The organism is Streptomyces adustus (assembly GCF_009377175.1).
GTDB classification, from domain to species: Bacteria; Actinomycetota; Actinomycetes; order Streptomycetales; family Streptomycetaceae; genus Streptomyces; species Streptomyces adustus.
Genome location: NZ_VJZD01000234.1, coordinates 1 through 14287, shown reverse-complemented (window position 1 = coordinate 14287; position 14287 = coordinate 1). Strand labels below are relative to the sequence as shown.

The 14287-nt window shown below is 67.1% G+C and carries 9 protein-coding genes and 2 pseudogenes; 8 read left to right on the top strand and 3 right to left on the bottom strand.

Annotation, left to right across the window (positions count from 1 at the left end):
- Positions 1-318 precede the first annotated feature (318 nt).
- The 5 genes and pseudogenes from FNH09_RS36855 (at position 319) to FNH09_RS36825 (ending at position 6352) form a co-directional block, all read left to right on the top strand.
- Positions 319-1533 (top strand): IS110 family RNA-guided transposase, encoded by a 1215-nt coding sequence (locus FNH09_RS36855; protein WP_152894237.1) that lies wholly within the window; start codon positions 319-321, stop codon positions 1531-1533.
- Positions 1526-2592 (top strand): annotated as a pseudogene (locus FNH09_RS36850) (IS110 family RNA-guided transposase); the annotation flags it as partial. The gene FNH09_RS36855 and the pseudogene FNH09_RS36850, both read left to right, overlap by 8 nt.
- A gap of 722 nt (positions 2593-3314) precedes the next feature.
- A complete protein-coding gene (locus FNH09_RS36840; protein ID WP_338017802.1) occupies positions 3315-4106 on the top strand; it encodes a reverse transcriptase domain-containing protein in 792 nt (263 codons plus the stop codon).
- Complete coding sequence (locus tag FNH09_RS49955) at positions 4107-4442, top strand: group II intron maturase-specific domain-containing protein (protein WP_338017803.1); 336 nt, start codon at positions 4107-4109, stop codon at positions 4440-4442.
- A gap of 1103 nt (positions 4443-5545) precedes the next feature.
- On the top strand, positions 5546-6352 hold the full coding sequence (locus FNH09_RS36825; RefSeq protein WP_238427324.1) for a hypothetical protein: 807 nt from the start codon (positions 5546-5548) through the stop codon (positions 6350-6352).
- A 1048-nt stretch (positions 6353-7400) separates the two neighbouring features.
- On the opposite strand, the pseudogene FNH09_RS36820 reads toward FNH09_RS36825, so the two are convergent.
- Positions 7401-8640 (bottom strand): annotated as a pseudogene (locus tag FNH09_RS36820) (IS256 family transposase).
- Positions 8641-9071: 431 nt separating this feature from the next.
- Between FNH09_RS36820 and FNH09_RS36815 the strand changes: the two are divergent.
- From FNH09_RS36815 to FNH09_RS36805, 3 genes are all read left to right on the top strand, one after another.
- Positions 9072-10337 carry a ParA family protein gene (locus tag FNH09_RS36815; RefSeq protein ID WP_152894238.1) on the top strand — a complete coding sequence of 422 codons (1266 nt, stop codon included), beginning with the start codon at positions 9072-9074 and terminating at the stop codon, positions 10335-10337.
- A complete protein-coding gene (locus FNH09_RS36810; RefSeq protein WP_162469659.1) occupies positions 10334-11554 on the top strand; it encodes a ParB/RepB/Spo0J family partition protein in 1221 nt (406 codons plus the stop codon). Before FNH09_RS36815 ends, FNH09_RS36810 begins: the two co-directional genes overlap by 4 nt.
- Positions 11555-11759: 205 nt before the next feature.
- The gene (locus tag FNH09_RS36805; protein WP_152894234.1) at positions 11760-11978 is read left to right on the top strand and encodes a dodecin; all 219 of its coding nucleotides are present in this window, start codon (positions 11760-11762) and stop codon (positions 11976-11978) included.
- Positions 11979-12185: 207 nt separating this feature from the next.
- Here the strand turns inward: FNH09_RS36805 and FNH09_RS36800 are convergent, their stop codons facing one another.
- Together FNH09_RS36800 and FNH09_RS36795 are read right to left on the bottom strand one after the other, a co-directional pair.
- The gene (locus FNH09_RS36800; protein ID WP_152894233.1) at positions 12186-13580 is read right to left on the bottom strand and encodes a cytochrome P450 family protein; all 1395 of its coding nucleotides are present in this window, start codon (positions 13578-13580) and stop codon (positions 12186-12188) included.
- 475 nt (positions 13581-14055) lie between these two features.
- The coding region (locus FNH09_RS36795) for an LAETG motif-containing sortase-dependent surface protein (RefSeq protein ID WP_152894232.1) at positions 14056-14287 on the bottom strand (232 nt) is incomplete at its 5' end.

Genomic DNA, 14287 nt, shown 5'->3' with positions numbered 1-14287 from the left:
CAGCAACGACCCGGTCCACCAACTCAGCAGGACACGACCGAGTCAGGATGCCCAACCCCAGCCGCTCCAGACGCGACACCAACACGCATGGCTCAACAGCACGCACACCCCAAAAGCAACGGCATTGGATCGGATGACCTGGGGGGTGGTGTCACCGGGCTCGGGAGGTGCCGTCGGAGACGCTGATGAGAGGTCCGGCCACCGCCCGGTCCGGCGCAATGCCGGGCACAGACGTGGGCGGCAGGTCTACATAACGTGGATGCGCGAGCACGGTGCCACCGCCGAGGCCGGCAGGAGCAATGACCTGGGAAGGGTGCGATGTTAGACACCGAAGATGTGGGCGTCTTCCTCGGTATGGACGTCGGCAAGACGGCTCACCACGGCCACGGGCTCACCCCGGCCGGCAAGAAGGTCTTTGACAAGCCGATGCCCAACAGCGAACCGAAGCTGCGGGCCGTCTTCGACAAGCTCAAGGCCAAGTTCGGCACCGTCCTGGTGATCGTCGACCAGCCCGCCTCGATCGGCGCCCTGCCCCTGACCGTTGCCCGGGACGCGGGCTGCCAGGTCGCCTACCTGCCCGGACTCGCGATGCGACGGATCGCCGATCTGTATCCGGGCGAGGCGAAGACCGACGCCAAGGACGCGGCGGTCATCGCGGACGCGGCCCGGACGATGCCCCACACTCTGCGCTCGCTGGAGCTGACCGACGAGATCACCGCCGAGCTGACCGTGCTCACCGGCTTCGACCAGGACCTCGCGGCCGAGGCCACCCGCACCAGCAACCGGATACGCGGCCTGCTCACCCAGTTCCACCCCTCTCTGGAGCGCGTCCTGGGCCCCCGCCTCGGCCATCCCGCCGTCACCTGGCTCCTCGAACGCCACGGATCCCCGGCAGCCCTGCGCAAAGCAGGCCGCCGCAGACTCGTCGAGGTGATCCGGCCCAAAGCCCCGCGCATGGCGGCCCGGCTGATCGACGACATCTTCGACGCCCTCGACGAACAGAGCGTCGTGGTCCCCGGGACGGGCACCCTCGACATCGTGATCCCGTCTCTGGCCGCCTCGCTCACCACGGTCCACGACCAGCGCCGGGCCCTGGAAGCCCAGATCAGCAGCCTGCTGGAGGCCCACCCTCTTCACGCGGTCCTGACCTCCATGCCCGGAGTGGGAGTCAGGACCGCCGCCGTCCTGCTGGTCACCGTCGGCGACGCAAGCGGCTTTCCCAGTGCCGCCCACCTTGCCTCCTACGCCGGCCTCGCCCCCACCACGAGGTCGTCGGGAACCTCGATCCACGGCGAACACGCACCCCGCGGCGGAAACCGCCAGCTCAAACGCGCGATGTTCCTCTCCGCCTTCGCCTGCATGAACGCCGACCCCGCCTCACGCACCTACTACGACCGGCAAAGAGCCCGCGGCAAGACCCACACCCAAGCCCTCCTCCGCCTCGCCCGCCAGCGCATCAGCGTCCTGTTCGCCATGCTCCGCGACGGCACCTTCTACGAGTCCAGAACCCCCGCCGTCACCATCGCTGCATGACCACCACAAACAACCGCATACCTACCACCACGTCCTTGACGAAGGACATAGAGGCACCCCCCCGGCTGGCAAGAAGGTCTTCGACAAGCAACTGCCCAACACCGAACCGAAACTGAGGCAGATCTTCGACAAGCTCAGCGAGAAGTTCGGCACTGTCCTGGTCGTGGTCGACCAGCCGGCCTCGATCGGGGCCCTGCCGCTGGCGGTCGCGCGGGACATGGGCTGCCCGGTCGCTTACCTGCCCGGGCTGACGATGCGTCGGATTGCCGACCTCTATCCGGGTGAGGCGAAGACGGACGCAAAGGACGCGTTCGTCATCGCCGATGCGGCCCGCGCGATGCCGCACACGCTGAGGACCATGGATGGCGAGGACGAGAGGATCGCCGAGCTGGAGATGGTCGTCGGCTTCGACGACGACCTGGCCGGCGAGGCCACCCGGGTCGCGAACCGGCTGCACGGTCTGCTGGCCCAGATCCATCCCTCGCTGGAACAGGTGCTGGGGCCGCGTTTGCAGCACCGGCCGTCCTCACGCTGCTGGAACGGTTCGACTCCCCGGCACAGATAGGCAAAGCGGGCCGTCGGCGGCTGGTCACCCTACTGCGGCCGAAGGCGCTGGGGATGGCCGAGCGGCTGGTCGAGGAGATTTTCGCCGCGCTGGACGAGCAGACCGTGACCGTTCCGGGGACCGAGGCGGCCGCGCTGATCGTCCCGAACCTCGCCGAATCCCTGGCCGCTGTCCTTGATCAGCGGAAGCTGCTGGCCGGGCGGATCGAGGAACTCCTGGAGGCCCATCCTCTTTCGAAGGTCCTGGCGTCCATGCCAGGAGTCGGCGTCAGGACCGGAGCCCGGATTCTGATCGAGGTCGGCGACGGCAGCACCTTCCCGACCGCAGGCCATCTCGCCGCCTACGCGGGTCTCGCCCCTGCGACCCGGAGCTCGGGCTCCTCGATCCGCGGCGAACAGCCCTCCAGACGGGGAAACAAGCAGCTCAAACGGGCCTTCTTTCTCTCCGCGGTCGCCGCCCTGAGCGACCCGGCGTCCCGGGCCTACTACGACAGGAATGTGCGCCACGAAGCGTCACGCAAATCGAGTGAAGGTGAGAGCTCTCCACCGCCGGGCCGTCGCAGCGGCCGGGTAGAAGCCGAGGGCAGTCGAATCCGGGGAACGCCGGGGAGGGCGGAAAGCAGCCCTGACGAAGTCGGGACGACTGGGAACTACCAGACCAGCCGGGTCCGGTGAGCAAGGCCGGAAGGTACAACGAGAGTGAACCAGTGGATGACGCCCCGTAAGCGTAGTACCGGCTCAAATCTGGTGGATATGGGCTGGGTTGCGGTGCACGGTGCTGTCCCTTCGGGGACTGGACCGACTCCGAAGCCAGATCTTTTTGCTGGTGGGGAGGCCACACCGAATGTCTGCGGCGTAGGTGTGGCGATGCCGTCGGGGTATAGCTGGGTGCCTCCCCGGCCGATCGATTGTGTGGTGAACGTGGGAACTGTCCCCGGTCGCCCCGACTGCCGGGCAGCCAGCCCGGATGGGGGCAGGCCCGTTGCCGGCCGAGGGCCGTGGGGCAGGGCGGAGGTCCCGTAGTAGTCCGAGCCGGGGAAAGCCCGGCACATGGCGAAGGGGACCAGCAAGTCAGCAAGGAGGAGATTGGAATGCCAGGAGGCCGTTGGTGAATACCAACGCTCTGGAGTGGGCCTTGATGAAGGCCGAACGCCGGGTACTGGAGATCCAGACCAAGTTGCACCGTTGGGCAACCGACGATCCTGATCGCCGGTTCGATGATCTGTTCAACCTCGTGGCCGATCCCGCGTTCCTTCTGGTGGCGTGGGATCGGGTGCGGGGGAACAAGGGAGCGCGCACGGCCAGAGAAGCCGCTGCTGCTGGAGCCGATCTTCGAGGCGGACTTCCTCCCGTGCTCCTACGGGTTCCGTCCGAAGCGCTGGGCTCATGACGCCGTCGCCGAGACTCGTTTCCTGGCCAGCTACTCCTACGAGTGGCTGGTCGAGGGCGATATCGAGGCGTGCTTCGACACCATCGACCACGCGGCCCTGATGGACCGGGTGCGTCGACGTGTCGGCGACAAGCGCGTCCTGGTCCTGGTGCAGGCATTCCTGAAGGCAGGCATCCTCACCGAAGGCGGCCAGCTCAAGGACTCCAGCACCGGCACTCCGCAAGGGGGCATCCTCTCCCCGCTGCTGGCCAATATCGCCCTGACTGCGTTGGACGAGTACGTCGCCAACCGGCCGGGCGGACCTGGCACCTCTCCGGACCGACGCAGGACGCGGCTCCGTCGTGGCGAACCCAACCTCCGGTTGGTCCGCTACGCGGACGACTTCCTCGTGCTCGTAGCCGGGACTCGTGAACACTGCGAAGTGCTGCGCGAGGAGGTGGCAGCGGTCCTCGCGCCGATGGGCATGCGTCTGTCGATGGAGAAGACGAGGATCACCCACATCGACGAGGGCCTCGACTTCCTCGGATGGCGCATCCAACGTCACCGCAAGCGAGGCACCGATCGGCATTACGTCTACACCTACCCGGCGAAGAAGTCTGTGAGGACCGTCGCCAGGTAGATCAAGACCGTATGCCGGACAGACGTCAACCAGCCGCTACCGGCCCTGCTGCGTCAGCTCAATCCGATGCTGCGAGGCTGGTGCGCCTACTTCCGGCCCGGCGTTTCCAGCGCCACGTTCCAGTTCTTGCGCCAGCTCGTCTGGGGACAGGCGATCCGCTGGATCAGGCGCAAACACCGCCGGATCACCTGGAAGGATCTCCGCCGACGTTACTGCAGCGGTGGATGGTGGCCGACCACTGAGGACATCACTCTGTTCGACCCGGCAAAGGTGCGCACGACGCGCTACCGATACCGGGGAGGGGTGATCCCCTCACCCTGGCCCACCAAGGGATAAGGACCCGAAGGCTGTCGAAGGGGACTTGTGGAGAGCCCGGTGCTCGGAAACGGGCACGCCGGGTTCGGGAGGCGGTTCGGGGAAACCCACCAGCAGCAATGCTGGCAGGGCGCCCCGAACCGACCTCACATCGCCCAGGGCAAGCACCACACCCAGGCCCTGCTCTGCCTCGCCCGACGACGGGCCGACGTCCTGTTCGCGATGCTCCGCGACGGAACCTTCTACGAACCCCGGACATCCGGAGCGATGTGACGGCACCAAGGCCCGTCAGCGAGCGAGCCCCTAGATCTGGTGAACCTCCACGGAGAAGCCTTCTGCCAATACGGAGTTCAGGTGCTCCGCATGCGCACCCAGCCATTGGCGAGCGTCAGAGCACTGTGCCGTCAGTTCGACGAGCACATAGTCCTCGGCACCATCTGTCGACCCTCCACAGACACAGCAACGCAGGCGCTCGCTCACCACGCCCATGCACTCCGGTCAGTCCCCGCCCACCGCCACCGCCTCATCAGCATCCACGAGGCACATCGTTCCAGAGGCTCTGAAACAACACCCGTTCACCTTGACCAAAGAGATAGGTGCACCCCCCGCCGGCTCCGTCGACTGCACCGACCGAGTCCCGTCGGTCCCGTCTCCCTCTGCCGACGTCGGTACGACTGTCCCTGGCGTTCTGCGGACAGCGGCTCTGGGGGTGGCGGCAGTCCGGCCCCGGGCCCGCTGCGAGCCGAGAGGGACCCCGGCTAGGTGCAACGCGCTGAGGCCTGCTGCAGAGAGGCGTGCTGTGGCGCGCCGTACGTCACCATCCGGCAAGACGCGGACCAGGTGGTGTGGGAGAGGTGGCGTCAGACCACGCCAGGCTCCCGCGAGCCCGCACCGGGAGCTGCCCACCTACCAATTGGATGCCTCCGCCTTTGAGATGGAGAGCGCCAGGGCGGAGACCGACTGTTCCTGGTCCTGACGGGTCCGCACCAACCCCGCCTGATGCAGGCGGGGTTGGCTCGCCAGGGGCTCAAGGAGGTGAGGGGGGCGCGGAAGTGACCCCTTCCCTCGATCGAATTGAGTGATTCACAGAATGTGAATCACTGTTCTCGAGGCACACTGTGAGCATGGCGCGCTCCACACGAAAGCCGAACGATCCGAAGAAGCCCCTGTACAGAGCCCCTGTGCGTATCGGTCGCATAGACAGCGCGGCAATCGTCGGGGAGCTCCGTCAGCTCCATGAGCTCGCTGAGGACGGCAACATCGAGCGAATGCCTGCGGATGAGGAGTTGTACGGGGCACTGCTGTATCTGGAGGCCAACTCAGAGGCGTTGAAGAACGAGGAGGCCCGGCGAACCTCGGCGCTCGCGAGGGTCCAGCTGTGGGAGTACCTACGTGAGCGAGCCGACATCCATCAGCGGAGGGCGGTCGAGGATGCCAGGAGAGCCGCCGTCGAGTGGTCGGACCTGGCACCCGCTCTCGCGGTGAGGGCTCCGAGCGCGGCCTACAACAAGGCGTTGCGCCTGCGGGCTTCTGTCATCGCGGACACCGAGCAGGAGAACGAGCCGCTGCGACGCACTCCGGAAGCGGTACTCGAAGCGGAACGACGAGCATCGGCACGAGCGGCAGCAGAGCGGCGTGTGACAGCCGAGGCCACTCGCCGGCACGCCCTGCTTGAGCCGGTCGCCAGGAGACTCGTGGAACACCGGGCGGGACTCGATGACGACGACGAGGTCACGTACTGGCTCGATGAGATCGAAGCCGTACTGCCGAACTGCCAGACCCCCACCCAGTTCGTCAGCCTGCAGACCTACGTTCGGGCCTTGGTGCGGGAGCTTCGGAAGACCGAACGCGGCACTGCCCGCCCGGCTGTAACGACGGAAGACGCGCGCCTTGCGTATGCGGCCGCGGCCGAACTCGTCACCGAGGCCTGAACCTCTCCGGGCCCTGCCTCGGCCGATCACGGCGGCACGGGACCGAGTCAGGAGCACGTAGCCGGCCGGGGCGCACGACGGCTGCTCCGTGCTGGGACATCCCGAGCCGTCGCTCCCCCACTCCCCCGTCCGTCGGCCCGAATCTGTCTGTCGGTCAGCCCCATCTGTGATCAAGCAACGCACACTGATCGTCATGAGGCTGTGGGCGATTCGTACTTCGCCCACCATCCGCATCCTGCGGGCACACCCTCTTTGGGCTTGGATCGCCGTGGTAGGTGATTACGCCGTAATCACCTACCACGCGTCAGCGACGGCTGAACTGTGAGCCAGTGTCGGTACTTCTGCCACGCAGGACGGTCCGGCGAGCGAATCCCGAGACGGGCGGTGACCTCCAGTGTCCCGGCAGCGGCGAGTACCTGCCCGAACGCGCCGTGTTCGAAGGCCGCCCGGCTCCAGGCCGCGGCGCTGGACGATGCGTATCGCGTGGGTGGTTCCGCCAACTCCAGCTCACTGCGCTTGAGTGATTACGGCGTAATCACCGGGGCCTCGGGCAAGGGCGCGGGCTCGCTTCGGTCCGGACGAAGCCAACCAGACTCAGCCGAGTCTGCACTGGGACGGCTGGAGTCCACGCGGACGATGACCCATTGCCGCTTCCTGAGCTTTGACGTCTCCAACCGTGGCTGCGGTCGGCTCGGGGCGACACTGCCTCTCCCCCACACACCGACAGCCACCCGGCGGTCCACGACGCACTCAAGCACAGATTGATCGGGACGCCTCTCCGGCTGAGGTCGAGCGGATCAGCAAAGCTCTGAGCGCGGCAGGAAAGCGCCCTGACACCGCAGGGGGCTGGGCAGGCGCCCTGTCCGCTCCGGCCCAGGGGGAGTGCTGTGACCGCAGCACTTTCCCTGGCACGGATGAGCCGATGCCTGTGGTGATTACGCCGTAATCACCACAGGCATCGGCTCATCCGTGGGATCTCGTCCATCTCCCAGCGGTCACGTCCGCAGGAGTGGTGTATTGACGGCCACTCGGCGATCTCGTTTTGAGGCTATGCGGTGAGTTCGGTGGGCAGGGCGGTGTCGTCGGTTTGTGACTCGATCGGGTGGAGGCGGGTCTTGGCGAGGAGTTCGCGGCCCATGTAGCGGCGGGCCTCGGTCCACTCGTCGTTCTGCTCGGCCAGGACCGTACCGACCAGGCGGATCAGGGCGGTGCGGTCGGGGAAGATGCCGACCACGTCGGTGCGGCGGCGGATCTCCTTGTTCAGCCGTTCCTGCGGGTTGTTCGACCAGATCTGTCGCCAGCTCTCGCGCGGGAATGCGGTGAACGCCAGCACGTCGCCCTGAGCCGCATCAAGGTGAGCTGCGGCTTTGGGGAACTTGGCTTCCAGGGTGTCGAGGACGTGCCTCATCTGGGCTTTGACGGCGTCGGTGTCGGGTTGTTCGAAGACGGTCCGCAGCAGCGTGGCCACCCACGGCTGCGCCGACTTGGGCACCTGGGACAGCAACGCGCGGGCGTAGTGAGTTCGGCATGGCTGCCAGCTCGCGCCGGGCAGGGCGGCGCCGATCGCATTGACCAGGCCCATGTGCGCATCGGAGATGACCAGTTGGACGCCGGGCAGGCCGCGGGCGATGAGTGAGCGGAGGAAGGCGAGCCAGCCGGCGCCGTCCTCGGCGGTGGCGACGTCGATGCCGAGGATCTCGCGGTGTCCGTCGGCGTTGACGCCGACCGCAATGAGTGCGTGGACGTTGATGATGCGGCCGCCCTTGCGGACCTTCTGCGTGAGCGCGTCCATCCAGACGAATGTGTAGGGGCCCGCGTCCAGTGGCCGGTTGCGGAACGCGGCCACCTGTTCGTCGAGATGCTTGGCCATCGCGTTGGCCTGTGACTTCGACAGCTGGGTGACGCCGAGGGATTCGGCGAGTTTCTCGACCCGGCGTGCGGTGACGCCGAGCAGGTAGGCGGTGGCGACCACCGAGACGAGGGCCTGCTCGGCCCGCCGGCGCCGTTCGAGGAGCCAGTGCGGGAAGTAGCTGCCCTGGCGCAGCTTGGAGACGGCGAGTTCGACGGTTCCTGCGCGGGTGTCCCACTCGCGAGGGCGGTAGCCGTTGCGAGTGGGAGACGCGTTCGTCGCTGACCTGCCAGTACTCGGCGTTGCAGAGGACATCGGCCTCCGCAGACATCACGGCGGCGGCGAACGTCTTGACCACCGCGCGCAGCAGATCGGGACTCGCCGCGGCGAGGTTGTCCTCGGCGAGGGCGTGCAGGGGCAGACTGCGGGGTGCGGTCATCGTGCTGGTCTCCTTCGGGGTTCGACACCTCGAAGATCAGCCGGTGACCGTTCATCTATGCGAGCACCATCCCAATGCCGGAGCAAACCACCGGATCAGGTCGAACCCGTACACCACCTCCATGGACGCAACCCTCCCAGCGCGCGGCTGTCCGCAGCCTGTCGGTTGGGAGGCCTGGTTCAGCGCGGGTCTGGGTACGGCGGGGCCGGTCGACGTTTGGTCGCTGTCCCAAAGGCGCCCCGAGGGGACGACTCTGGGACAGCCTGGGCAATGTGACGCATGAAGAGTGAGACATGCGCCGGTTCAGGGGAGAGACTTCGGCTTGAGTGATTACGGCGTAATCACCTCGGGAGCCGCATCAAAGCAACCGACTTTGTCTAACTAACGTGTCGGTGCAGCTTTTGATCATGAGCGTTAGTATGGTGTCCTTCATGACTTCGCCAGCTTCGTCCAGCGACCGCGAGAAGGTCGTCTCCAAGCTGCCGGCCTGGCTCCGGCAAGCCCTCAAAATCAGAGCCGCCCAGCACGGCATCGAGATTCAGACCGCGGTCGAGCAAGGCATCAGCGACTGGTGCAGCCTGGCTTCGGCAACGGCCAACGTCGACACCTCAGGTGCCGACTCCTTCTCCACGTTCCTTCCTCCCGGTCAGTGGGAGCAGTTCCGCGAGATTGCGACCGATCGCCGTGTGTCCCTCATTCAGGGGCTCGCCCAGTCGGTGCAGCTCTGGCTGGACTCCAACCCCACTCCGGACGTCGCGCGTCCCGATGTCACTCGCCGGATCATCGTCTGCAACCAGAAGGGCGGAGTCGGCAAGACGGCGATCACCGCCGGTCTCGGGGAAGCGCTCGCCGAGGACGCCAACACCCTTCACCCCGTGCGCGTGGCGAAGGCTCTCACCAAAGCCCTGCGGGCCAGTGAGACGTACGGCGATGAGACGGAGCCGGACGAAAGCCCGCTCGACATCGAGAACCTGCCCGGCCCCGGCCTGCGGATTCTCTTGGTGGACTTCGACCCTCAGTGCCACCTCACCAACCAACTCGGTGGAACGCCGCTGCCCATGAACGGCGACAGTCTCACCAACCACATGGCGGGGGACCCGAAGGGCAATCTCCGCGACCTGATCATCTCGGTCGACGAGGAGCACTTCGGGGACCGGTTGCATCTTCTGCCTGCCTGCAACGACGCCTTCCTGCTCGACGTCCGCCTCTCCGCGGTACGGGCCCGGGAAGCCGCCCTGGAACGGGCGCTCGCACCGCTCGAAACTGATTACGACGTAATCATCGTCGACTGCCCGCCCAGCCTCGGCCTCAGCATGGACGCCGCCGCCTACTATGGTCGGCGCCGCGAGGGGGAGAAGACCGGCCAGTCCGGAGCCCTCATCGTCGTCCAGGCAGAGGACAGTTCGGCGGACGCCTACGATCTCCTCACCACCCAGATCGACGATCTGCGGGGCGACCTTCAGGTCGACATCGACTATCTCGGTATCGTCGTCAACCTGTACGACTCGCGCCGGGGATACATCGCGACTTCGTCCTTGCAGGGATGGGTCGACATAAAGGATCCGCGAGTCGTGGGCCTCATCGGTGACCTCAAGGAACAGAAGGAAGCAGTCCGGGTGAAGCAACCTCTGTTGTCCTACGCGCCCAAGTCCCAGCAGGCGGTCGGCATGCGCGCACTCGCACGGGAGGTGCTGTGAGCAAGGCCGACCAGCTCGGTGCAGGCCGGTTCGGTGGGGGAGTGCGCCCTGTCAGCGCGCGCCGACAGGCGGTGGCTGCCGCCACGGGTGTCCCCACCGACGGCGTGGCCCCTCCGACGCACCTCCCTCCGTCGCGCATCAGTCCCAACCCCGACAACCCCCGCTCCAGCCTCGGCGACCTGACGGACCTCGCGGGCAGCCTCAAGAGCCACGGGCAGAAGCAGGCCATCACGGTGATGAACCGCGATGCCTACCTCAAGGCCAATCCTGAGCGCGAAACCGACCTCGAACCCGACACCGCCTACGTCGTCATCGACGGCAGCAGCCGTCTCGCCGCAGCACGCGAGGCCGGCTTGGAGACCGTGGCGGTAATGGTCAGCGACGAGCAGGGCAACAATGCCGACGAGCTTCTGCAGTCGGCACTGATCGCGAACATCATGCGCAACGACCTCAGCGAGATCGACGAGGCTCGGGCTCTGCAGCGACTTCTGAACGTGTACGGCAGCCAGCGCGCTCTCGCGAAGCAATTGCACCGTTCACAGGGCTGGGTGTCCCAGCGGCTGGCACTGCTCAGCCTCGCTCCTGAACTTCAGGAGCGTATCGGTGAAGAGCCGATCGAACTGCTGCGCGCGGTTGGCAGCAAGCCCGTCGCGGAGCAGGAGGCCGCGCTTCAGGTGCTCAAGGAGCAGCGTGCTGCTGCCGAGAGCGCGAAGGCCTCCCAGAAGCAGTCGGAACGAACTGAGCGACCGGAGCCCGCTCTCGTTCCGGAGCCTGCGGCTGCCCCTGTCCCCGTGCCTGAGGTCGTGCACGCGGCTGCCCCCGTCCCCGAGCCTGAGCCCGTGCACGCGGCTGTGCCTGCCCATAAGACTTCGGACGGCGAGGGCGGTGGCTACGAAGCTGTCCCTCAGGAGGCGCTGAAAACAGCTACGAGTGATTACGCCGTAATCACGGATACGTCGTCCGAGGCGATCGAGTCCGGGCGGGGAGAGTCCCGTCCGGCCGACATTGTTCCGGACCCACGCAGTGACGATGCGCCCGGTACTTTCGCCTCCGGTGCAGGGGAGAGGGCGCTGCCGAAACTGCCGTACCACGACGGCTGGTACGTCGCACATCATCTCATTCGCAAGATGAGCGACACCGAGTTCGACAAGATGCTGCGCATCCTCAACGACCACCAAGCCCAGCGCAACTCGGACGGTACGTCCGAGGAGCGGTGACGCGCTGCGAAGTCCCCTGCCGTGAGCGACAGGGGACTTCGCGCGTATGGGTCCGGGGCTGCTGCGGGCCCGATGACTGAAGGACGGGACGGCGCCGAGCGGAGGTTGCCTCACGCATCGGTGGTCCATGGGGCACGGTGGAGTGATCAGGCCGTGCGTCGCGCGGACCTGGAGTGCCGGTCACTGTTTCGAGGAGCGCGTCTCAATGTCGAACCACACCTACCGTGTCACGGAGATCGTCGGCTCGTCGCCAGAGGGCGTCGACGCGGCGATCCGCAATGGCATCCGTCGCGCCACACAGACCTTGCGCAACCTGGACTGGTACGAGGTGACACAGGTGCGCGGCCAGATCGCGGATGGGGAGGTCGCCCACTGGCAGGTGGGTCTGAAGGTGGGCTTCAGGCTGGAGGAGTCGACCGACTGAAGCCCTGGCGCGGACACTCGCGTGTACGTCCGCCGACCGGGGCGCAGCAGTCCCGGAGGCTTGTCGCTCAGCTGCTGAGCCGGGTGGGGGAGCCTTGACGGCGTCAGTCATCTCCCACTGCACCGATGCGTTCGGTGTACCGCGGCCGGCGGGCGAGAGGGTCATCGTGGATGCGGCCATGGCCATGGCGAAGCGACGCGTTCAGGCTCATGCGCCATTTCTCGAGATGGTCGCCCAGAAGCGTCGGCGCCAGTCGCCGTTCGAGCCCTGGTCGCTGTCTTCGTTCGGCCTTGCGGGAGCGAGGGCCGAACCCCAGCCGGGTGGGGCGGTTCGGGCCGAGTCCTCGGCGAGGGCGGAGAAGTCCGGAGGGAAGAACACGGGGAGGGACTCGGGGCAGCGTGCGAAAGGGCCCTGCCTCCAGCGCAGCCCGTCAGGATGGACGGCCAGCGCCATGTCGGGGATCCGGTCCAGCAGCCGTTCCACCGCGATGGCGGCGATCATCCGTGCCTCGTCCTGGACCGGGCAGGCGTGCGGGCCCGCACCCCACGCGAGGTGCGCGCGATTGCCGATGCGCTGCCCCGGAAGCATCGACAGCTGTTCCGTGACGGCCGCATGGCTGATCAGGGTGGGAACTCCGGCCGGGACGAGAACACCGCCCAGGTGGACGTCGTGCAGGGCGAAGTGCACGCTGAAGTTGGCCATGGGCGGATCGACCCACAGGACCTCGTCGAGTGCTTCCTCCACTCCCATGGTCCCGTTGTAGAAATCTCCCGCGAAGCGCCTGTCGACGAGCAGCAGGCGTAGGACATTGCCGATGAACGCCTGTTCCGGCTGAGTTCCCGCGCCGATGAGGAGGTAGAGCTCGCCGACCAGCTCGTCATCGGTGAGACCCGCCTCGTGCGCCATCAGCCAGGACGTGAGGTCAGCACCCGGCTGTCGGCGCTTGTGGGCGACGAGGTCGTACAGATGCCCGAGGAACTCCTCGCTCAGGCGAGCCGCTTCGGGACCGGACGCGTTCATCACCCCGGCTGTCGCCGCGAGGACGATGTCCTCGTACGACGAGGGAAAACCTGCCAGGGCGATGCACACCCGCAGTGGCAGCAGAGCGCTGTAGTCACGCATCAGGTCGGCCTGTCCGGCCGGCCCGAACCCGTCGATCAGCTTGTCCGCGCTCCGCGTGACGTACTTGCGCAGGGTGTGCTGATCCAGCCGGTCGATACTCTCGCGGACCGCGGTGCGCAGCCGCCGGTGGCGTTCGCCGTCGGCGAAGAGGGACGAGGGCTTCCACTCCATCATCGCGAGGACGGGGGAGTCGGGTGGCACCCTGCCTTCGGCCAGTGCCTGCCAGCGTCGCGCGTCCTTGACGAACGTCTTGGGACTGCGCAGTACCTGCAGGGCGGCGTCGTAGTCCGTGACGAGCATGGCCTCGACGCCGGGAGCGAGTTCGACAGGGGCGACCGGACCGAAGCGCCGCAGATAGTGGTACGTCATACGCGGATCGGTGGCGAAGTCCGGACCGTACAGCTGTGCCGCGGCGGAGTTGCCGACCACGGGGCAGCCGGACGCCGGACGGTCGGAAACGTAGGGGGAGGGGTCGGTCACCGTGTTCCCATCGAATGCGGTTCTGGAGCCATGCCACAGGCGATCGGCGTCAGTGCGGATATGCGCGGATCGCGGAGTCGTAGCGGGCGACGATGTGTGGGTTCCGGTAGGCCCCGGATGTCACCTCGCAACCCTCCACATCATCGGCCGCGGGTGCACGGAGGCCACCGAAGAGTGACCCGAAGGGCATTTTCTCTACCTGTTCGGGCCGTGCCGAGCGGCGACGCGAAGAGGGACTTCGTCAGACTTCGGCACACACGAACCGACCTGCCGAGGTTGCCGGAACGCGACATCGAGTGCGGCAGGTTCGAAGCCCGTGGCATGCGAGGGCACGAGGCCGACGCCCGACGGCTCGACACGCGCGCCGGGTTCGTCGTGAGCACCATCGGTTTCGCCGCGTAGTGGCCTGCCGAAAGAAGCGGGAGGGCGCTCACGGTCGTGAGCACCCTCCCGCCGGCTGCCGGGCCGCAGATGATCAGTGGGCGGAGTTCGCCCCGCGTCGGCGGGTGCCGACGTACAGGGCGCCGCCGCCGACCACGACCAGGGCTGCCGCGGCGCCGGCGATCACGCCGGTGCTGGAGCCGGCGCCGGTCTCGGCCAGCTCCGAGCCGCCGGCCGGGGACGGCGCGGTGCTCGGCGCCGCCGTGGGGGCGGCGCTCGTGCTCTGGGAGGGTGACGGGGTCGGGGTGCTCTCGGGCGTGGAGGGC